15 protein-coding genes are annotated in these 20573 nt (G+C 66.7%); 10 read left to right on the top strand and 5 right to left on the bottom strand.

Annotated features, from left to right (window positions below; genetic code table 11):
* The first annotated feature begins 5 nt into the window (after window positions 1–5).
* The 8 genes from ARC78_RS11560 (at window position 6) to ARC78_RS11595 (ending at window position 12674) form a co-directional block, all read left to right on the top strand.
* On the top strand, window positions 6–1247 hold the full coding sequence (locus tag ARC78_RS11560; protein ID WP_241772735.1) for a Wadjet anti-phage system protein JetD domain-containing protein: 1242 nt from the start codon (window positions 6–8) through the stop codon (window positions 1245–1247).
* Window positions 1248–1416: 169 nt separating this feature from the next.
* On the top strand, window positions 1417–1935 hold the full coding sequence (locus tag ARC78_RS11565; protein WP_054661009.1) for an RNA polymerase sigma factor: 519 nt from the start codon (window positions 1417–1419) through the stop codon (window positions 1933–1935).
* A gap of 42 nt (window positions 1936–1977) precedes the next feature.
* On the top strand, window positions 1978–3132 hold the full coding sequence (locus ARC78_RS11570; RefSeq protein WP_057506355.1) for a FecR family protein: 1155 nt from the start codon (window positions 1978–1980) through the stop codon (window positions 3130–3132).
* A 161-nt stretch (window positions 3133–3293) separates the two neighbouring features.
* Window positions 3294–6464 (top strand): TonB-dependent receptor, encoded by a 3171-nt coding sequence (locus tag ARC78_RS11575; protein ID WP_083468490.1) that lies wholly within the window; start codon window positions 3294–3296, stop codon window positions 6462–6464.
* 102 nt (window positions 6465–6566) lie between these two features.
* A complete protein-coding gene (locus ARC78_RS11580; RefSeq protein ID WP_054659323.1) occupies window positions 6567–7811 on the top strand; it encodes a TlpA disulfide reductase family protein in 1245 nt (414 codons plus the stop codon).
* Window positions 7795–9912: a protein-disulfide reductase DsbD family protein gene (locus ARC78_RS11585; protein WP_057506356.1), complete on the top strand. Its 2118-nt coding sequence runs from the start codon at window positions 7795–7797 to the stop codon at window positions 9910–9912. The genes ARC78_RS11580 and ARC78_RS11585 overlap by 17 nt, the downstream gene beginning before the upstream one ends.
* 57 nt (window positions 9913–9969) lie before the next feature.
* Window positions 9970–11334, top strand: a complete 1365-nt coding sequence (locus tag ARC78_RS11590; RefSeq protein WP_083468454.1) for a M16 family metallopeptidase — start codon at window positions 9970–9972, stop codon at window positions 11332–11334.
* Entirely contained in the window at window positions 11331–12674 is a 1344-nt protein-coding gene (locus ARC78_RS11595) for a M16 family metallopeptidase (RefSeq protein ID WP_057506357.1), read from the top strand. The genes ARC78_RS11590 and ARC78_RS11595 overlap by 4 nt, the downstream gene beginning before the upstream one ends.
* A 70-nt stretch (window positions 12675–12744) precedes the next feature.
* Here the strand turns inward: ARC78_RS11595 and gloA are convergent, their stop codons facing one another.
* The 5 genes from gloA to ARC78_RS11620 all read right to left on the bottom strand — a co-directional run bounded on the left by gloA (window position 12745) and on the right by ARC78_RS11620 (window position 17245).
* Complete coding sequence (gene gloA / locus ARC78_RS11600) at window positions 12745–13272, bottom strand: lactoylglutathione lyase (RefSeq protein ID WP_054658751.1); 528 nt, start codon at window positions 13270–13272, stop codon at window positions 12745–12747.
* Window positions 13273–13376: 104 nt separating this feature from the next.
* Window positions 13377–13901 carry a DUF411 domain-containing protein gene (locus ARC78_RS11605; RefSeq protein WP_172675066.1) on the bottom strand — a complete coding sequence of 175 codons (525 nt, stop codon included), beginning with the start codon at window positions 13899–13901 and terminating at the stop codon, window positions 13377–13379.
* Between the two features lie 126 nt (window positions 13902–14027).
* Entirely contained in the window at window positions 14028–14948 is a 921-nt protein-coding gene (locus ARC78_RS11610) for a copper resistance protein B (protein WP_057506358.1), read from the bottom strand.
* Window positions 14945–16753: a copper resistance system multicopper oxidase gene (locus ARC78_RS11615; protein ID WP_057506359.1), complete on the bottom strand. Its 1809-nt coding sequence runs from the start codon at window positions 16751–16753 to the stop codon at window positions 14945–14947. The genes ARC78_RS11610 and ARC78_RS11615 overlap by 4 nt, the downstream gene beginning before the upstream one ends.
* Before the next feature lie 120 nt (window positions 16754–16873).
* The gene (locus ARC78_RS11620) at window positions 16874–17245 is read right to left on the bottom strand and encodes a CopL family metal-binding regulatory protein (RefSeq protein WP_158499987.1); all 372 of its coding nucleotides are present in this window, start codon (window positions 17243–17245) and stop codon (window positions 16874–16876) included.
* 100 nt (window positions 17246–17345) lie between these two features.
* On the opposite strand from ARC78_RS11620, the gene ARC78_RS11625 reads away from it, so the two are divergent.
* Window positions 17346–18467, top strand: coding sequence for a PLP-dependent cysteine synthase family protein (locus tag ARC78_RS11625; protein ID WP_054659935.1), 1122 nt, complete (start codon window positions 17346–17348; stop codon window positions 18465–18467).
* Between the two features lie 38 nt (window positions 18468–18505).
* Window positions 18506–20530 carry a M3 family metallopeptidase gene (locus ARC78_RS11630; RefSeq protein ID WP_057506361.1) on the top strand — a complete coding sequence of 675 codons (2025 nt, stop codon included), beginning with the start codon at window positions 18506–18508 and terminating at the stop codon, window positions 20528–20530.
* Window positions 20531–20573 lie beyond the last annotated feature (43 nt).

The following is a 20573-nucleotide window of genomic DNA, read 5'->3' on the forward strand; positions in this document are numbered from 1 at the left end:
GCCAGATGCCGGGCGGCGGACAGGACACGCCGGCCCGGCGCGTCCTGGAACGTCTGCTGCGGCGCGCCGAGGCGGCCGCGCTGGCCGGTGACCCGCAGCCGGCCAGCTTGTCGATGACCGGCAAGCGCGATGCTGCCGAGTACCGCGCGCTGCGCGGGATGGCTGATTTCGACGCGTTCCACGGCCGCATCGCGTTGGCCGAGCGGTGCGGCGCGATCACAGTCGAACGTGATCGCCACCGCGACGACGGCGAGCGCCTGTTGCGGCTGGGCGTGCGCGATGCCGCTGCGCTGGCGCATGACCTCGGGGGTGAGCTGCTGCACGAACGGGTGGTGCGGGCCGAGGCGTTGCTGGCCCCTTGGCAGGCCTCGGCGCCGGTACTCGCCCGGGTCCTGGCGGCGTGGCGCGGCGGCGGCAAGGTGCGTGGGAAGGGTCCGGATGCGGCCGTTGATCTGGCTGCGGCCGCGCAGGCGGTGGACACCCTGCTGGCCGCTGCGCGCAGCGACCAGATCCTGCGCAAGGCCAGCACCCGCCTGTTTGGCGACAGCAAGCGGCTGGAGGCGCTGACGCCGTGGCTGGATCTGCTGGTCACCGGTGAGCTGTTGCCCAGCGGTCTGGAGAACGGGGAGATCTGGGCGGCGTTGGGTTTGCGCAAGGAGCCGCAGCCATTGCTGCTGGCCGGGCCGGGGGTGATCACGCTGGACGATGGCAGTGGCCATGTACTGCCGCAGCGCTGGCTGGGATTTCCGGTGGATGCCATAGGCGGTATCACCACCGGTGCCCGTGCGCTGCTGAGCATCGAGAACCTGGCCAGCTTCCACGAAGCGGCCAGCGCGCGCGGCCAGGCGCCGGTGCTGCTGTTGTACACCGGCGGGATGCCGTCGCCGGCCTGGCGGCAGGCCTATGTCCGCCTGCTGGCCGGATTGCCGGATGACGCGGCGGTGTATCACTGGGGCGATATCGACCGGGGCGGCTTCCGCATTGCAGCCAGACTGGCGGAGGTGGCCTCGGACGGCGGACGCCGGCTGCGGCCCTGGCTGATGGCACCGGACACGTTGCCGGCGGAGTGCAGGGCTGCTGGCCAATGCCCCGCGCCGGCGGTGCTGGCCACGATGTGCGAGTGGGCGCACCGTGCGGGCTGGCCCGAGGTGGCGGCCGGGCTGCAGCGCACGCCGCTGCTGCTGGAGCAGGAACGCCTGCCCCCGCGCCTGCCGTGGCCCGACGGCGCGGGAATGAACCCGGAGTAAATGGAGCGCGGAAGCGAGTACCCTTATCGCCTGCTGGGGGGCACTGGATATCAGCGGCCCCTGCGCCCGTTGTGTGGAGAGTATCGATGCCGTCGCCAATAGTATCCGCGTCCCCACTGCCAACCCGGGCCGATGGCCCGGCGGCTGCCGTGACGGGTGGGGGCAGCTGATGGTGTCGGCCGAGCAGGACCCGGCCGCGCGGGCGTTTGCCGCCAAGGTGGTGGAGAGCTACAGCGCCGAGCTGCAGCGCTTCCTGCGCCGGCGGGTCTATGACGCACAGGATCTGGGTGATCTGGTGCAGGAGGTCTATCTGCGGCTGCTGCGGGTGCAGAACATCGAAACCGTGCGCAACCCGCTGGCGTACATCTACGGCATCGCCGGGCATGTGGCCAGCGAGTTCAACATGCGCCAGCGGCAAGGGCGGATGGTATTCGACTCGACCGTGGTCGAATCGCTGACCGAGAACCCCGAATCGCCGCAGTTCGTGGAAGGGGGCGGCTTTTTCGAGCGCCAGGTGGGTGATGCGCTGGCCCAGTTGCCGGCCAACCGGCTGGCGGTACTGCTGCTGGAGCGCCGCGAAGGGCTGTGCCATGCGGAGATCGCCGCGCGGCTGGGGCTGAGCGTGCACACCGTGAAGAAATACAGTGTGGAAGCGCTGGCGCATGTACGCGCCAGTCTGGAACGTTGAACAGGACGTGGTCCGTGCCCCGTGCCGGCATCGAGTGACATTATGAATATCTACCGCACATCGCCAGAGCAGACCCGGGAGCGCGCCGCACGCGAGGCGGCCGAGTGGCTGCAGGTCATGCGCGGCGGCCCCACGGCTGCCGAGCGTGCGGACTTCTCCCGCTGGGTGGCGGCCTCGCCGCTGCACCTGGAAGAGCTGCTGATGGCCGAGCTGGTCGAGCGCGAGCTGGCGGCCAGTGGCGCACTGGAAGCGTTCGATCTGGACCAGGTCGTTGCCCAGGCGCAGGCCATGGACAACGTGGTGCCGCTGCGTGCCGAACAGCCGGCACTGGCCACCACGCCGGTGTCGTCGCCCCTGCCGCCCTCGCGTCACCCTCGCCGCCGACGCTGGGGGATGGCCCTGGCCGCCAGTGTTGTGCTGTGTGCGGCTGCGGGTATCGGGTGGCGACTGGCCGCCCCGGCCGCGCCGGCCCAGGAATATGCCAGCGCCATCGGCGAGCAGCGCACCCTGGTACTGGCTGATGGTTCCACGGTGCTGCTGGCACCGGCCTCGCACATCGCGGTGCAGTTCTCCGAAGGCGTACGCGATATCGAGCTGCGCGAAGGCGAGGCTACCTTTGACGTCGCGCACGACACCGCGCGCCCGTTCCGGGTACATGCCGGCAACAACACGGTGCAGGCCGTGGGCACCCGATTCACGGTCAACCGCCTGCCCTCCGGAACGCGGGTGGCGGTCACCGAGGGCAAGGTCAAAGTGACCGCCAGCAAGACCGGCTGGCTGCAGTCGCTGTTGGACGAGCCGCCGGCCACGATCATCGACAAGGACAGTGTCGCACTGGAGTCGCTGGGTCGCCCGGCGGCGTTGGCCGCCGGTGAGCAGGCCCGTATTCCCCAGGGGCAGCAGGCGTTGCTGCGGATGCCGCTGGAAGTGCCCAGCGCAGCACCGGGCAGCCTGCGCCGGTTGAATTTCCGCAACGACACGCTGGCCGACATCGTCGCCGAGTTCAACCGCTACAACCCGCGTCAGATCGTGGTCGAGGACGAGCAGGCACGCCAGCAACGCTACAGCGGCGTGTTCAACGCCGATGATGCCGAATCGTTCCTGCAATTCCTGGAGTGCTGCTCGGCGCTGCGGGTCAGTCGCGAGCCCAATCGCAGCGTGGTGACGCCGCTTGCCGAGGGCACAAGCCGCCAGTAAGCCGCGGTACAGCAGGGGTCCGGATTTTTTCGAAAATATTTTTGCCGGCGAGTACCCTTTTCGCCCCGTTGGACACACGGATGTAACAAGAGGCTGGTTTCGCATGGCGCGGAGCCGGTGGCTCGACATCCAGTCGATGGTTCACTCGGGGCGATCTATCTATGTGTTCTCGCAATAGCTTTCGTAAAAGTGTTCTGGTCCAGGCGGTCGCGGTCGCATTGCTGGCCGGTACCGGTACCGCTGCATTCGCACAGGAACAGGTAGCCGCGCCGGTGGCCGTTGAAGCTGCCTCGCGCGAGCTCGATATCCCGGCGCAGCCGCTGTCCTCGGCGCTGGAAGCCTTTGCCCAGCAGACCGGCCTGCAGATCGTCTACGGTACCGGCGCCACCGCCAGCAACGAACGTTCCGCGGCGGTGGTCGGGCGCTATACACCGGCCCAGGCACTGGAACAGCTGCTTGCGCCCACCGGCCTGGACCACCGCTTCATCAACGACAATACCGTCACCGTGCGCCCGCGCAGGGCGGCAGGCGAGGGGGTTGCCACCGCTGATCGCGCGGGTGCCGAAACGCTGGAAACCATCAACGTCACCGGCACCTATCTGAAGAACATCGATCCGGCCTCGCCGTTGATCGTGATCGACTCGCAGCTGATCGAAAGCCGCGGCTACGCCTCCATTGAGGATGTGTTGCGCAACCTGCCGCAGAACTTCTCCAACCGCACCGGCAGTTCGCGCGCGCTGGGCGAGCTCGAATACGGCAGCACGTATGGCGATGGCCAGTCCCTGCTGGGCTCCTCCGGTGCCAACCTGCGTGGCCTGGGCAGCCGCTCCACGCTGATCCTGGTCGACGGCCGGCGCCGTGCCGCCTCGGCACAGGGGCAGGGGGCCTATACCGACATCTCCTCCATCCCGGTCTCGCAGATCGAGCGCATCGAAGTGCTCAGTGACGGCGCCAGCGCCATCTACGGCTCCGATGCGGTGGCCGGGGTGATCAACATCGTGCTCAAGCAGTCCTACGACGGCACCACCGCGCAGCTGCGCCACGAGAACTCCAGCAACGGTGCCGATGTATCGCGTCTGGACCTTGCCCATACCTTCGGTTTCAAGAGCGGCCACCTCACCGCGGCCATCGGCCGTGAGCGCACTTCGCCGGCCGACGTCAATCAGCTGATCCACGTTGGTCCGGGAGGGCGCGGTGACCTGACCGATCTCGGTGGCGTCAACGGGCGTACGCGCAACAAGGGCCAGCCTGGGGTGGTGTACGAGTCGGAAGACTATGGCATCGGCTACCACTTCATGGGCGAGGTGATCGGGGTGATTCCCGGTGGCCAGAACGGGACCGCGCTGGATCCGGACAGCCTGCTGCCCTACGACCCGGCCACGGCACCGACCACCTACGAGCGGGGTCGCATCGGCGCCAAGGTCGACAACACCCATGCCCGCTTCAGCGGCGAGCACAGAATCAACGAAGACCTGCGCCTGAGCTATGGGATGAGCTATGTGCGCCAGTTGAACAAGGAGTCCTGGTCGCCGACGCTGTTCGATTTCAACCTGTTCGAGCACGGCTACAACGTCTACGTGCCCGAAGCCAATCCGTACAACAGTTTTGGCCGCGATGTGCTGGTCGGGTATTCGTTCGCGCGCGAGTTCTCGGACATGCGTCTGAGCGAGGACCAGAAGCAGACCAATATCGATGCCCATGTCGGCATCGACGGCAAGTTGCCGTTCGCCAAGGGCTGGGACTATGAGCTGACGTTCAGCGCTGGCCGCGAGAAGGGCCGTACCGATGCGCTTGCCGACCTGACCGGCTCGATGGGCATGGACGGCTACGAACGCACCCAGGCAGTCCTGCAGGGCCTGAACGTGTTTGGCGACGGGCGGGATGAGGCGGTTGTCGCGCAGAACCGCAAGCTGCTGGAGAGCCTGGTCGAGCGCTATGCCTACAACTTCCAGTCGCGCTCCAACGTGGTCGATGCGCTGACCCGCGGCGAGCTTTTTTCGTTGCCGGCCGGCAAGATCGAGGCGGCGTTCGGTGCACAGTACCGCGAGCAGAAATTTGCCCACGAGAGCAACCTGGGCGAGCGCCTGCTTGTGGAAAGCGACGGCACTTCGAAGGCGCTGTTCACCGAGATCGGCATTCCGCTGCTTAAGGACCAGCCGTTTGCCAAGCTGCTCAGCCTGACCGTGGCCGCGCGCCACGAACGCTTCCAGCAGAACGGAAAGAACGCGCTGCGTGACAGCTCCTATGGTCTTGGCCAGCTCGGCGGCTTCGATATCGATGCGATGACCGGCACCGTCAACAACGGTGGAGACGACCTGACCGGCACCGGCACCCATGTGTCGCGCGGTTTCAGCCGCACCAGCCCGCTGGCACGCCTGTCCTGGAAGCCGCTGGAGCAGCTGCGGGTGCGTGCGACCTGGGGCGAATCGTTCCTGGTGCCGCAGGCGCAGCAGCAGTTCGGCCAGTTGACCCTGGCCGATTACACCGGCCGCCTGATGTTCGGCGGCGTGCCGCTGCCCGAGGGCGTCAGCCAGGTGGTGGCGCTGACCGGTCCCAATGTCAATCTCAAACCGCAGGTGGCAACCACCAGCACCTACGGTTTCGACTGGACGCCGGACTTTGCCAGTGGTCTGCAGCTGTCGGCGACCTACAACCAGACCAAGTTCGACAACTACATCGGCGATCCGCTGTCGGGCCTGACCCTGAGCCAGGTGTTCAGCAACCTGGAAAACATGCCCGAGGGCATGTTCACGACGGGGGAGAACGGGGTGCTGCTGTGGGACAACCGCGCCGTCAACTTCCTGGGTCGTCGTTCGCGCAGCATCGACACCGCCGCCAGCTACTACTTCGGCAACGACTGGGGTGACTGGCGCGTGGAGTTCAACGCGGTGCGTACGCTGGAGCTCAGTGCGCGTTCGTTGCCGTCATTGCCGACACTGACCTATTCGGACAGCGAGCTGGGTCCGAGCAAGTGGGCCGGCGACCTGTTCGTCGGCTGGGAAGACAACTCCTGGTTCGCCTCGCTGGGCGCGCACTATTCGGCCGCGCACCGCGTGCTGTATCCGTTGTCGGCCACCGCCAACGACTACAACGATTTCACCCCGAACGAGAATCCGCGCACGCGCTCCGCCTCCTACACCACCTTCGATGCGCAGGTCGGCTACCGCAAGCTGCAGCGCGAGGGCTGGCTGGGCGGGGTGACGGCGCGGCTGGGCGTTCAGAACATGTTCGATCGCGCCTATCCGTTCGTCGACAACATCAACGGCTTTGTCTCCAACCGGGTGAACATCCGCGGCCGCGTGTTGTATTTCGATATCAAGAAAGAGTTCTGAGTCTCCCCGGGCCCGCGTCCTGGCGGCGCGGGCCCTGTTTGCCTTCCCGCGGCCATCGTCACCGGTCATCCGGTGTGCCGTATCTGATTTCAAGGATTACTGATGAACCTGTTCTCTACTTCATTGCGTGCCGGCGTTCTTGCTGGCGCGGTTCTACTGGCCCTGGGGCTGGCCGGTTGCAGCCAGGGCGAAGCCCCCGCACCTGTCCCGGCGGCCGCCGATGCCAAGCAGGCCTACAGCATCCGCGGCACGCTGGACGGATTGAAGGACGGTGAGGAAATAGCGTTGCTGGTGCCTTCGCAGGTGAGCGACCCGCTGGATATCACGCCGGTGGCCAAGACCACCGCGCAGGGCGGCAGCTTCGTCCTCAGCGGCACGGTCGAGCAGCCGGTACCGGCGCTGCTGCAGCTGGGCAAGCAGGGCACCGCCAAACTGGTCCTGGAAGCCGGTGAGCTGCGTATCGAAGCCGGTGAACTCGGCCCGGTGGCCAAAGGCGGGACCTATACCGAGCGCGTCTACGGCTATCTGCAGCGTCCGGACTATGTGGCCGCCTACAAGGCCAACCGCGAGGCCAACCGCACCGCCTTCGCCAATGTCGATGAGACGGACGAAGAGGCGATGAAGCGGGCGCGCGCATCCACGGTGCCCGCCTTCACCCACCTGCACCAGGTGAAGAACGACTACGACCGGGCGCTGCTGGAGAGTGATGCGCCGGACATGCTCAAGCTGCTGGTGCTGTCGGAGAACTACGACTGGAAGCGCTACGACCAGGCGCGTCGCGAGCAGATGCTGGCCCAGTACGCCAAGACCCTGGGGCCGCACCCGGTGATTGCGCAGATGCGGCACGCGGCCGAGGAACACCGGAAGTCGATGCAGCTGGCCGAGAAGTTCGGTCCCGGCAAGCCCTACGCCGACATCACCGCGGTGGATGTCGATGGCAAGCAGGTCAAGCTGTCCGAAGTGCTGGCCAGGAACAAACTGGTGCTGCTGGATTTCTGGGCGTCGTGGTGCGGTCCGTGCCGTGGCGAGTTCCCGCATCTGCTCAAGGTCTACCGCGAGTTCCATCCCCACGGCTTCGAGATCTACGCCGTATCGCTGGATGAAGAGAAGAAGGACTGGGTCAAGGCCATGCACGAGGAGGGCGGCACCACCGATCTGCCGTGGATCAACCTGCAGGCACCGGGCTTTGAAGCATCTGCCGCACAGACCTATGGCGTCACCCAGTTGCCGCAGAACTACCTCATCGCTTCCGACGGCACGATCGTCGGCGTCGGCATGCGCGAGTGGGATGTGGAGCGCGCAGTGCGTGCGCAGATCAAGAAGACTGAAAATGCGCAGGGGCTCTGAGTTGCTGTTGCGCATACTGCTGGGCCTGCTGCTGGCAGGCCTGCTGCCCGCCGTTGCCAGTGCCCAGGTGCAGGCTTCGCTGGTCGCGGTGGAACAATCGATCCAGCCCGGTCAGCCGCTGACCGTGGCGCTGCGCATGGAACACCGTGAGCACTGGCACAGCTTCTGGAAGAACGCCGGTACCGGACTGCCCACGCGCGTGCAGTGGGAGCTGCCGGAGGGCTGGCACACCGGGGCGATCCATTGGCCGACGCCGGTGCTGGTACGCGACCGCGAGGGCAACATCACCGGGCACGGCTACGAGGGACTGCTGCATCTGCCGATGCAGCTGACCGCGCCAGCGGGGCTGCGGCCGGGCAGCGAGGTCGAGCTGAAGGCGACGGCCCGCTGGCTGATGTGCGAGACGGTGTGCATTCCGGGCAAGGCGCAAGTGTCGCTGCGGCTGCCGGTCAGTGCCGATACGGCACAGGCCGATACGCAGGTGCAGGCGGCGCTGGCGGCGCAGCCGATGCCGGCAAGCAGTGACGGCTGGCAGCTGGCGGCCACCCGCGCGCCCGACAACCTGGCATTGCGGGTGCGTGCGCCGGCCGATATCGCCGAGCTGCATTTCTTCCCGGCCGACAGCTTCGTCTCCTACAAGATCCCGCAGACGATCGGCAACCGCGGCGCGCGCGCGCTGCTGAAACTGCCGCTGGATCCGGCCGAGCAGATGGCCGATGACGCGCGTCTGCGCGGGGTGCTGGCGTATACCGATACGCAGGGCGTCTACCGCGGGGTCCAGGTCGATGTGCCGTTTTCCAGCGAGGCCGAGGCTGCGGCACTGATCAGCCTGGACGATCTGGGCAACAGTGGCGAACCGGCCAGGGCCGATAGCGGGCCGGTGGCCCTGTCGATGACGGTGCTGCTGTTCGCGCTGCTCGGCGGCCTGATCCTGAACCTGATGCCGTGCGTGTTCCCGGTCCTGGGCCTGAAGGTGGTGGGTTTCATCGAGCAGGCCGGCAATGACCGTCGCAAGGTCACGCTGCACGCGCTGATGTTCACCGCCGGCGTGCTGCTCTCGTTCTGGGCGCTGGCCGGCGTGCTGGCCATGCTGCGCGAGGGCGGCCAGCAACTGGGCTGGGGCTTCCAGCTGCAGTCGGCACCGTTCGTGTTCGGCCTGACCCTGGTGATGCTGGCGTTCGCGTTGAACCTGAGCGGTGTGTTTGAAGTGGGAGTGCGGGCGACCAGCATCGGGTCGGGGCTGCAGACGCGCAGCGGTATCGGCGGCAGCTTCTTCTCCGGCATGCTGGCCACGCTGGTGGCCACGCCGTGCAGCGCGCCCTTCCTGGCGCCGGCACTGGGCGCGGCGCTGGCGTTGCCGACCGCGCAGGCGTTCGTGGTGTTCACCGTGATCGCGCTGGGTCTGTCGCTGCCGTATCTGCTGCTGTCGGTGTTCCCGAAGCTGGTGGATCTGCTGCCCCGTCCGGGCGTCTGGATGGTGACGTTCAAGCAGCTGATGGCGTTCCCGCTGTATGCCACCGTCGGCTACCTGGTGTGGGTGCTGGCCGGACAGCTGCAGGAAGCGGCGCTGTTCAACGTGATCGGCGCGCTCACCCTGGCCGCGTTCGCACTGTGGCTGTACGGGCGGGCCACCCGTCCGGGCGTTAAGGGAACGCGTGCCGGTATCGGCATGGGCGCCGCCGTGCTGGCGCTGGTGCTGGCAGTAGTGCTGGGCTGGCCGCGGGCACAGGCACCGGACCAGGTGCAGTGGGAAGCCTGGAGCAGCCAGCGCGTGCAGGAACTGCAGCGCGAAGGCCGCGGTGTCTATATCGACTTCACCGCACGCTGGTGCGCCACCTGCCAGGTCAACAAGAAGGTCGTGTTCAGTTCGGAACGGGTCCGCAGCTATTTCCGCGACCACAACATCGCCACGCTGAAGGCGGACTGGACCAATGCCGATCCGCTGATCACCGCGGAACTGGAGAAATGGGGCCGCAGCGCGGTGCCGTTCAACCTGGTCTACCGCGCCGACGGCAGTGCGCCGCAGGAAATGCCCGAAGTGCTGACGCCGGACATCGTGCTGGCCGCGTTTGAAACCCCCTCCCCCCGCAGGCAGGACTGAACGGTCATGTCTGGAATATCCACGCGCCTGGTGCGCACCTCGAAGAGAAAGCAACGAATGATTTCGCCACGCCTGCTGTGCGTCGGCCTTGCGTTCGGTCTTATGGCAGCTCCGGCTGCCTGGGCCGCACCGGTCAAGGTTGACGGTTTCACCCATATCAAGTCGATGGACGGCATCGACGAATACCGCCTGGACAGCAACGGCCTGAGCGTGCTGGTACTGCCCAGCCATGCCGCGCCGGTGGTCACCTTCCAGATCACCTACCGGGTGGGGTCACGCAACGAGGTCACCGGCTCCACCGGTGGCACCCACCTGCTCGAGCACCTGATGTTCATGGGCAGCACCCACTACGACGCCAGCAAGGGCAACAGTGTGGACACCTACCTGGACCGCGTCGGTGCCGGCTTCAACGCCACCACCTCGATGGACCGCACCAACTACTACGCCACCCTGCCGCCCTCGGCGCTGGACGGCTATATCGCCATTGAAGCCGACCGCATGCGCGGCCTGCTGCTGCGCGAGAAGGACCGCCAGAGCGAAATGACGGTGGTGCGCAACGAGTACGAGCGCAACGAGAACAACCCCAACGGCGCGCTGATGAAGCTGATCTGGAGCACCGCGTTCCAGGCCCAGCCGTACCATCATCCGGTGATCGGCTGGCGCAGCGATATCGAGAACGTCTCCATCGACAAGCTGCGCGAGTTCTACGACACCTATTACTGGCCCAACAACGCCACCGTGACCGTGGTGGGCGATGTCGAGCCGGCCAAGCTGCTGGCCACCATCGGCAAGGAGTTCGGCAAGGTGCCGCGTTCGCCGCATGCCATTCCGGAGGTGTACACCACCGAGCCGGCCCAGCAGGGCGAGCGCCGCGTGATCCTGCGACGTGCCGGCGAGGCGGGCACGGTGATGATGGCGTTCAAGGGCCCGGCCGGGCTGGATGCGGACATCCCGGCGCTGACCGTGCTGGAGCTGGTGCTGCAGGGCGGACGTGGCAGCCGCCTGTCGCGCGCCCTGGTCGATACCTCCAAGGCGGTCGGTGTTTCCGGCGGCATGTACCAGCAGCGTGATCCGAGCCTGTTCATGCTCAGCGCGGTGCTGGCGCCGGGCGTCGAGCACGCCGAGGTGGAGAAGATCATCAACGACGAGATCGGCAAGGTCGCCCGCGAAGGTGCCGCTATCGAGGAGATCAAGCGCGTGCTGGGCCCGTACCGTGCCGATGTGGCGTTCCGCCGTGACGGCACCGACCAGGCCGCCGACTCGCTCAACGAGTACATCGCACTGGGTGACTGGACCAAGTACGCCACCTTCCTGGACGAGCTGGAAAAGGTCACCTCGGATGATCTCAAGCGCGTGGCAGGCAAATATTTCAACGCAGACCAGAGCACGGTCGGCTGGTTCGTGCCGGAGAGCAGCAAGTGAAGAACGCAAAGCGCAATCTGATGTTTCCGCTGGTGCTGGCCGCCAGCTTCTGCCTGAGCCCGCTGCTGGCGCAGGCCGGTGTCGCCGACACGGCCGTGCGTGCCGAAGCCGCGGGGGTGGATCTGATCATCTATCCGATGGACGTCAAGGACGTGGTCACCATCACCGGCGCCATGCCGCTGGGGGATGCCTTCATCGCCTCCAAGTCCGACAACCCGGCGGTGCCGACCCTGACGGCGATGCTGCTGCAGGCCGGCACCCTCAAGCGTGACAAGTTCGCCATTGCCGATGCCCTGGACAGCATCGGCGCCTCGCTGTCGATCAGCCCGGGTCCGGCCCGCATCTCGGTCTACGGCAAAAGCCTCAAGCGCGACATGCCGACCGTGGTCGATGCGTTGGCCGAACAGCTGCGCGAGCCGGCATTCACCGCCGAGGAGCTGGCCAAGGCCAAGGTGCAGCTGGAGGCGGCATTGCGCCAGGCCAGCGAGAACCCGGGCACGATGGCGCGCGAGACGCTGATGCTGAGCATCTTCCCGCGCGGCAGCTACAACGCCCCGGTGCCGCGCGAGGACATGCTCAAGGCGGTGCCGGCGGTGACGCTGGAGCAGATCAAGGCGTTCCACAGCAAGTACTACGGCCCGGAGCACATGACCCTGGTATTCACCGGTGATGTGGATGCCAAGGCGATCGAGCAGGCGGTGACGCACGGTTTCGGGGGCTGGAGCGGTGGGGTGGATTACCTGCGCACCGCACCGGCGCGGATCAAGCCCAAGACCTTCGAGCACAGCATCGCGATGAAGGACAAGTCCAGCACCAGCGTGTTCTTCGGCCAGAGCACCGGCCTGCGCCAGACCGACGCGGACTATGTGCCGCTGATGGTGGGTGTGGACGTGCTCGGCTCGGGCTTCACCGGCCGGCTGATGGCGGCGGTGCGTGCCAAGGAAGGCCTGACCTATGGCATCGGTGGCAATCTGCTGGGCAGTGACTACATGGACGGTGGCTTCGCCATCAGCACCACCTTCGCCCCGGAACTGCTGGACAAGGGTATCGCCAGCACCCGCCGTGAACTGCTGCACTGGTGGAAGGACGGCATCACCGCCGAGGAACTGGCCGGCCGCAAGCAGGCGATGGTGGGCAGCTACCAGGTGGGCCTGGGCAACACCGATGGCATGGCCTCGGCGATCCTGGGCACGGTTGAACGTGGCGTCGGCCTGGAGTGGCTGGACAACTATCCGTCGATGATCGAATCGGTCACCCGCGAGCAGATCAACACCGCCATCCGCACCTACATCGATCCCAAGCAGATGGTGATGGTCAAGGCCGGCACCTTCGGCAAGTGATTGCCTGATTGGCAGACAACAAAGAAAACGCCGGCATTGCCGGCGTTTTCTTTTTCCATCGTCAACCCGCTCAGGCGCGCACGGTATTGGAGATGATCTCCACCCAGTAGCCGTCCGGGTCCTTGATGAAGGCCAGGCTCTTCATCCGGCCATCGCTCAGGCGCTTCTGGAACGGTACGCCCAGCGCCTCGAAGCGGGCACAGGCCGCCTCCAGCTCCGGCACCGACACGCAGAGATGGCCGAAGCCGCGCGGATCGCTGTTGCCGTCGTGGTACACCGGACCGTCCTGCTGCTCGGTGCCGTGGTTGTGGGTCAGTTCCAGCACGCCGGGAATGCCGGCCATCCACAGGCGGCGCTGGGCATCGTCTTCGGGGATGGCGGTGCCGGCCGGCACATAGGCCAGGAAGTACAGACTGAACGCGGCCTCGGGAAAGTCGCGCTGGTCGATCAGCGAAAACCCCAGCACGCGGGTATAGAAGTCCAGCGAAGCGGTGATGTCCTTGACCCGCAGCATGGTGTGATTGAAGACGAAACCGCGGGTTTCAGCCGCCGTGGCGGCAGCGACGCCGGGCTGCTCGCGCAGGGAGGAGAGGCTCATGGAAGCTCCTTGAGGGGGAATGCACAGGGCGCAGGCCTGTATTTTACGTGCGCTTCCCGGTCGCCGGATGACGGCGGCCGTAACCGCCGTCGTCCGGAATGGCATCAAGGATGCTGCGAGAACGCACGGACGCTGCCGTCCATCTGCAGCAGGCCGACGGTGAACGGCTGGCGGTAGCCGTCCGGGGATTCCATGCCCGGCGAGCCGATCGGCATGCCGGGCAGTACCAGGCCGCGCGCCTGCGGACGTTCGGCCAGCAGCTTGCGGATCGCATCGGCGGGCACGTGGCCTTCCACCACGTAACCATCGATCTCGGAGGTATGGCAGGAGTACATGCCTTCGCCGATGCCGAGGCGCTGTTTCACCGCGAGCATGTCGCCGCTGTCGTGGATTTCCACCGGAAAGCCGGCCGCCTGCATGTGTTCGGCCCAGCCGCCACAGCAGCCGCAGTTCGGATCCTTGTGGACTTTCACCAGTGGCAGGCGGTTCTCTGCCGGCGCCGCTGTGGCTGTCCCGGCAGGGGGAGAGGCGGTGCCGGAAGCCGCCGGCGGGGCGGCGTTGCAGGCACTGACCAGCAGCAAGCTGCCGATCAGTACGGCCAGGGGAAACGCTGTTGAACGGATGATCATGGAATCTGCTTCCTGGAGGGCATCACGCGCTGTGCGGAGGTGATGCGGGAGACGGTAGGGAACATGCCGAGGTAGCTGCCGGCAGTGGCGCGGGACGGGCAGCGGAGGCATGCCCGTCCCTGATCCTCAGAACCAGAAGCGCACGCCGGCGACCCAGCGCGATTCGCTGACGTCTTCGCCAGCATCGCGATGCAGGTCGGCGGTGTTGCCGAAGACGCGTTCGTGGACGAACCCCACATACGGGGCGAAGCGGCGGCTGAACTCGTAACGCAGGCGTAGGCCCGCCTCCACGCTGCTCAGGCCCTTGCCGACAGCCCGGCGCGGATCGTCATCGGCGACCAGGCTGGCCTCGAGCACCGGTTGCAGGATCAGCCGGTTGGTCAGCAGCACGTCGTACTCGGCTTCAACCACCAGCTCGGCTTTGCGGCTGCCGCCCAGATAGGCCATCGCCGACATTTCGAACTTGTACGGCGCCATGCCCTGGAAGCCGAAACCGGCGCGGGTCAGGTCCGCTGCGTGCCGGTGGTTGTCATGGCGAACGCCGGCCACCGCATCCCACCACGGCGAGATCGCCCGGCCGTACAGCGCATCGACCGACCAGTCGCCCAGCGCGTTGTCACTGCGGTGACCTTCGCTGCGCAGCCACAGCCGGTTGATGTCACCTCCAAACCAGGCATCGATGCCCCACGCCTGGCCCCCGCCATGGGCGTTGTCCCAGGCTTCCAGCTGGTCGAATACCACCAGGCTGTTGAAGGCCGGGGCGTGTTCCATCGCGTGCGGCTTCATTACCGGAAACGCCGCGGTGAAATCGTCCGGCGTCAGCGCCGGGACCGGTTCACGCGGGGTATCGCTGGCGGCTTTCGGCGGCATCGCGTGCCCGGCGTGCGGATCGTTCTTTGCCGCAGGCGGCATCGCATGCCCGGCGTGCGCATCGTGCGCGCTGGCCTTGGCCTGCGGTTTGCCCTGCCCGGCATGCGGATCCTGGGCGAACGCGCCACCGCTGGTGGCCAGGGCGAGGAACAGCAGGGAGTGGGGAAGTGTCTTCATGCCTCGATCCTCACTTCTCGCATCATGCCCGCTTCCATGTGGTACAGCAGGTGGCAGTGGAAGGCCCAGCGGCCCAGTGCGTCGGCGCGGACGCGGTAGCTGCGGCGGGTGCCCGGCGGCATGTCGATGGTGTGCTTGCGCAGCTGGAACTGGCCCTCGGCGTTTTCCAGGTCGCTCCATACGCCGTGCAGGTGGATCGGGTGCGTCATCATCGTGTCGTTGACCAGCACGATGCGCATACGCTCGCCGTACTTCAGGCGGATCGGTTCGGCGCCACCGAACGGGATGCCGTCGAAGTTCCAGGCGAATTTCTCCATGTGTCCGGTAAGGTGCAGCTCGATCTCGCGGCCCGGTTCGCGCCCATCGGGATCGGTGAACAGCGAATGCATCGCGCCGTAGGTCAGCACGCTGCGGCCGTTGTCGCGCAGGCCGATGCCCGGATCGTCCAGCTTCGGTTCGCTGGCCGAGGTCTGCATGTCCACCAGCGGATTGCCGGCCTCGCTGGGCTTGTGCTTCGGCGCTTTGTCATCCGCACCGTGACCGCCGTGGCCCATCATCGCCGCACCGCAGCCGCCTTCCATGCCCTTCATGCCCATGTTGGCGCCGCAGCCACCCTCCATGCCGGCGTGTCCGCCGTGATCGCCCATGTCATGGCCCATATCGCTCATGGTCAGCAGCGGCCGTGGGTCAATCGCGGGGATCGGTGCCTGCAGACCCGGCCGCGCGGCCAGCGTGCCGCAGGCATAGCCGGTGCGGCCCATGTCCTGGGCAAAAATCGTGAACGCATCCTGCCCGCTGGGCTCGACGATCACATCGAACGTCTCGGCCACCGCGATCCGGAACTCGTCCACGCTCACCGGATGGATGTACTGGCCATCGGCGGCGACCACGGTCATTTTCAGCCCGGGAATACGCACGTCGAAATAGGTCATCGCCGAGCCGTTGATGAAGCGCAGCAGCACCTTCTCGCCGCTGCGGAACAACCCGGTCCAGTTGCCGGCCGGCGCGGTGCCGTTCATCAGGTAGGTGTAGGTGTGGGCGTTGATGTCGGAGATGTCCGAGGGTGTCATCCGCATCCGCCCCCACATGCCGCGGTCGGCCAGGGTGTCCCGCAGGCCGTCGCGGCGGGCGTCACGCAGGAAATCACCGACCGTGCGCTGGTAGGTGTTGTCGTGCATGGCCATTTTCTTCATGCGCCGGTGCAGCGCGGCCGGATCCATATCGGTCCAGTCCGACAGCAGCACCACATGCTCGCGGTCGTAGTGATATGGCGGCGGCGCCAGCGGATCGACGATCAACGCGCCATATAGCCCGGCCTGTTCCTGGAACAGCGAATGGCTGTGGTACCAGTAGGTGCCGGACTGCCTGAGCTGGAAGCGGTATTGGAAGGCCTCACCGGGTGCGATGCCGTTGAAGCTCAGCCCGGGCACGCCGTCCATGTTGGCCGGCAGCAGGATGCCGTGCCAGTGGATGGAGGTCACATCGTCGGTGAGCGTGTTGGCCACGCGGATGTCGACGGTGTCGCCTTCGCGCAGGCGCAGGATCGGCGCCGGCAGCGAACCGTTGACGGTGATCGCGCCACGGCTGCGGCCGGTGAAGTTCACCGCCGAACGGCCGATGGCCAGGCTCAACCGGGTGCCGCGCAGCTCCACGGGGGGCACGGCCATGGACGCTGGTGCGCCGGCGAACGCATCGGGGATGCGACCCAGCCCGGCGCCGGCGACCACACCGCCCAGGGCAAGGCCCTGCACGAAGCGGCGCCGCGACAAGGCCGGGCGCGGATCGGAAAGAAAATCGGAGGACATAGGCAACTCCCGCTCACACCGCCACGCATCAACGCGCGGCCGCATGGCCTGAACAGATCAAGAAAGACGTCACGGCGTTGCCATGACGCAGGTGTCCGCTGGGGCGCCAAGGCGCCGGGGTCAGGCGATGGGCGGGCGGTTGAGCTGGGCAGGGGCCGCGTCGTCGCGCGCCTGTGTGGATGCTGATGGCTGCGCGGTTTGCGGAACACCACTGAGAGGCGGCAGGGCCTGCGTCGGCAGCATGTTGCAGTGCTGCATGCAGTCGCAGTGCTTGCCATCGCCGCACAGTTCCATCGGTTGCGGCGCCGTGGTGTCCGCGTGCATGCCGCCTTCATCGTGACAGCAGGCGTGGTCTGCATCCATGGCCATCGTCGTGGCCGGCATCGCCATCGCCGTCGCAGCCCATACCGACCCGGTCGCGCTGGCGATCAGGGAAAGGCAAAGCAGCAGGGGCAGCAGGATGCGGAGCACGGGAACCGGCGCTTGAAACAAGGGCGTAACCATAGCACTCGGCGTTGGCGGCCCGCAGCTCCCGGCGCGAAGAGTGGGGGCGAAGTAGAATCGGCTTCAGCTTTCATTGAAGTGGCGATCCATGTCCCAGCGTCATTGGGTGGCAGCGGCCATCCGCAAGATTGAAGCCGACTACAACCGTTCGGCCGATACCCACCTGATTCCGATGGACCTGCCCGGTTTTCCCGGGATCGAGGTCTATCTGAAGGATGAATCCAGCCACCCCACCGGCAGCCTGAAGCACCGTCTGGCGCGCTCGCTGTTCCTGTACGCGCTGGCCAATGGCTGGTTGCGCGAGGGTTGTCCTGTGATCGAGGCGTCCAGCGGTTCCACCGCCGTGTCCGAAGCGTACTTCGCGCGTCTGCTGGGGCTGCCATTCATCGCGGTGATGCCGGCCAGCACCTCGCCGGAAAAAATCGCCGCGATCGAATTCCACGGCGGCCGTTGCCATCTGGTGCAGCGTGCCTGCGACCTGAATTGCGAATCCGAGCGGTTGGCGCGTGAGACCGGTGGCCACTTCATGGACCAGTTCACCTACGCCGAGCGGGCCACCGACTGGCGTGCCAACAACAACATCGCCGAGTCGATCTTCAAGCAGATGGCCGAGGAGCCGCATCCGGTGCCCGAGTGGATCGTCTGCAGCCCCGGCACCGGCGGCACCGCCGCGACCCTGGGGCGTTATGTCAGCTATCGCCGACATGACACGCGGATCCTGTGCGCGGACCCGGAAGTGTCGATCTTCTACGACGGCTATTGCGCCGCGCTGGAAGGCAAGCCATGGCGTGAACTGACCTGTGCGGGCGGCTCGCGGGTGGAGGGCATCGGCCGGCCGCGGGTGGAGTCGAGCTTCATCCCGACCTGCGTCGATGCGATGGTGAAGGTGCCCGATGCGCTGAGCCTGGCGGCCATGCGCCATGTCAGCGCGACGCTGGGGCGCCGTGTCGGCGGTTCCACCGGTACCAACTTCATCGGCGTGCTGTATGCGGCCCAGCAGATGCGTGCGGCCGGCCGCGAGGGGTCGATCGTCACCATCCTGTGCGACTCGGGCGAGCGCTACGCCCACAGCTACTACAACCCGGACTGGTACCGGGCGCAGGGCATCGAGGTGCAGCAGGCCGATGCGCTGATCGCCGCGGCGGTGGCCGGGCAGCCCTTGCCGCCATTGCCTTGTGCGTGGCTGGAACCGTCGCCATATAACAGGTGATCCCGGCAGTGGCCGGGCATGTATTGACGGAGCTCCCGATGACCAACCCGCTACTCGATTTTTCCGGCCTGCCGCGTTTCGATGAAATCCGTCCGGAGCACGTCGGCCCGGCCATCGATGCACTGCTGGCCCAGGCCGAAGCAGCGGTGAAGGCGGCGGAAACCGTTTCGCCGCTGAGCTGGGAGGCGTTCGTGGTGCCGCTGGACGATGCCACCGAGCGCCTGTACCGCGCCTGGGGCCAGGTCAGCCATCTGCAGGCGGTGGTGAATACCCCGGCGCTGCGCGAGGCCTACAACGCCAACCTGCCCAAGGTCACCCGTTTCGGCAGCGCGCTGGGCCAGAACCTGGCGCTGTTCGCGCAATACAAGGCGCTGGCGGCCACCCCGGAGGCCGCCGGCTACGACGCTGCGCGGCGCAAGGTGCTGGACAACGCCTTGCGTGATTTCCGCCTGGGCGGGGCGGAACTGGACGAGGCCGGCAAGGCGCGTTTCAGTGCAATCCAGGAAGAACTCTCGGCGTTGTCGGCGAAGTTTTCGCAGAACGTGCTCGATGCCACCGACGCCTTCGCGCTGTACGTGGAAGACGAAAACGAGCTGGCCGGGTTGCCGGCCGAGGTGGTCGCCGCCTGCCGCGCGGCGGCGCAGAAGGAGGGCAGATCCGGCTTCAAACTGAGCTTGCAGATGCCGTGCTACCTGCCGGTGCAGGCCTATGCCGACAACCGCGCGCTGCGCGAGCAGCTGTACCGCGCCAACGCGGTGCGCGCCTCCGAACTGGGCGATCCGGCGCTGGACAACAGCGGCCACATCGACCGCATCCTCGTCCTGCGCACCGAGCTGGCGGCGCTGCTGGGGTTTGACAGCTACGCGGCCTATTCGGTGGCCACCAAGATGGCCGAGAGCCCGGCGCAGGTGCAGACGTTCCTGCAGGATCTGGCCGATCGTGCCAAGCCCTATGCGCAGCGCGACCGCGCCGAACTGGACGCCTTCGCCCGGGACGAGTTGGGCCTGGCCGCGCTGGAGGCCTGGGACCTGAGCTACGTCTCGGAGAAACTCAAGCAGGCCCGCTACAGCTACTCCGAGCAGGAGGTGAAGCAGTACTTCACCGAACCGGCGGTGCTGGCCGGCCTGTTCGATGTCATCCAGCGCCTGTACGGGCTGACGGTGCAGCCCGACACCGCGCCGGTGTGGCATGAGGATGTGCGTTTCTACCGGCTGGTGGATGCCGATGGCACGTTGGTCGGCCAGTTCTATCTGGATCTGTATGCGCGCGAGGGCAAGCGCGGCGGGGCGTGGATGGACGATTGCCGCAACCGTCGCCACACCGCCGCCGGCGTGCAGACGCCGCTGGTGTATCTGGTATGCAATTTCGGCCGTGGCGCTGCGGGCAAGCCGGCGACCCTGAGCCACAACGAAGTGACCACGCTGTTCCACGAGATGGGGCATGGCCTGCACCAGTTGCTGACCCAGGTGGGAGAGCTGGGCGTGGCCGGCATCAATGGCGTGGAGTGGGATGCGGTGGAACTGCCCAGCCAGTTCATGGAGAACTTCTGCTGGGAGTGGGAGCACGTGCAGGCGATGAGCGCGCATGTGGACAGCGGCCAGCCGCTGCCGCGGGCGCTGTTCGAGAAGATGCTGGCGGCGCGGAACTACCAGAGCGGCATGTTCACCGTGCGCCAGCTGGAGTTTGCGCTGTTCGACATGCAGCTGCACAGCGGCTTCGATCCGGCCGATGACAGCGTGCTGCAGCTGCTCGAACGGGTGCGTCAGGCGGTGGCGGTGAACTTCCCGCCGGCCTGGAACCGCTTCCCGCACCAGTTCAGCCACATTTTCGCCGGCGGCTATGCGGCCGGTTACTACAGCTACAAATGGGCCGAGGTGCTCAGCGCCGACGCCTACGCCGCTTTCGAGGAGGCGCCGGGGCAACTGGCCGATACCGGTGCCCGGTTCCGCGCCGAGGTGCTGGCGCGCGGCGGCAGTCGCAGTGCCGCGGAGAACTTCCAGGCGTTCCGGGGCCGTGCACCGAGCATCGATGCGCTGCTGCGGCACAACGGCATGGCTGCCTGAATCCCACCCTGCGCGCGGCCGGTCCGCGCGCCGCAACCGGCTG

Origin of the sequence: Stenotrophomonas pictorum JCM 9942, assembly GCF_001431585.1 — a bacterium.
Classification (GTDB): Bacteria; Pseudomonadota; Gammaproteobacteria; order Xanthomonadales; family Xanthomonadaceae; genus Stenotrophomonas; species Stenotrophomonas pictorum.

What these genes read in the sequence shown, in the direction of transcription:
- ARC78_RS11560 (WP_241772735.1), top strand. Translation starts at nt 6, where the DNA reads ATGCCGGGCGGCGGACAGGACACGCCGGCCCGGCGCGTCCTGGAACGT.
- ARC78_RS11565 (WP_054661009.1), top strand. Translation starts at nt 1,417, where the DNA reads ATGGTGTCGGCCGAGCAGGACCCGGCCGCGCGGGCGTTTGCCGCCAAG.
- ARC78_RS11570 (WP_057506355.1), top strand. Translation starts at nt 1,978, where the DNA reads ATGAATATCTACCGCACATCGCCAGAGCAGACCCGGGAGCGCGCCGCA.
- ARC78_RS11575 (WP_083468490.1), top strand. Translation starts at nt 3,294, where the DNA reads ATGTGTTCTCGCAATAGCTTTCGTAAAAGTGTTCTGGTCCAGGCGGTC.
- ARC78_RS11580 (WP_054659323.1), top strand. Translation starts at nt 6,567, where the DNA reads ATGAACCTGTTCTCTACTTCATTGCGTGCCGGCGTTCTTGCTGGCGCG.
- ARC78_RS11585 (WP_057506356.1), top strand. Translation starts at nt 7,795, where the DNA reads ATGCGCAGGGGCTCTGAGTTGCTGTTGCGCATACTGCTGGGCCTGCTG.
- ARC78_RS11590 (WP_083468454.1), top strand. Translation starts at nt 9,970, where the DNA reads ATGATTTCGCCACGCCTGCTGTGCGTCGGCCTTGCGTTCGGTCTTATG.
- gloA (WP_054658751.1), bottom strand. Translation starts at nt 13,272, where the DNA reads ATGAGCCTCTCCTCCCTGCGCGAGCAGCCCGGCGTCGCTGCCGCCACG.
- ARC78_RS11605 (WP_172675066.1), bottom strand. Translation starts at nt 13,901, where the DNA reads ATGATCATCCGTTCAACAGCGTTTCCCCTGGCCGTACTGATCGGCAGC.
- ARC78_RS11610 (WP_057506358.1), bottom strand. Translation starts at nt 14,948, where the DNA reads ATGAAGACACTTCCCCACTCCCTGCTGTTCCTCGCCCTGGCCACCAGC.
- ARC78_RS11615 (WP_057506359.1), bottom strand. Translation starts at nt 16,753, where the DNA reads ATGTCCTCCGATTTTCTTTCCGATCCGCGCCCGGCCTTGTCGCGGCGC.
- ARC78_RS11625 (WP_054659935.1), top strand. Translation starts at nt 17,346, where the DNA reads ATGTCCCAGCGTCATTGGGTGGCAGCGGCCATCCGCAAGATTGAAGCC.
- ARC78_RS11630 (WP_057506361.1), top strand. Translation starts at nt 18,506, where the DNA reads ATGACCAACCCGCTACTCGATTTTTCCGGCCTGCCGCGTTTCGATGAA.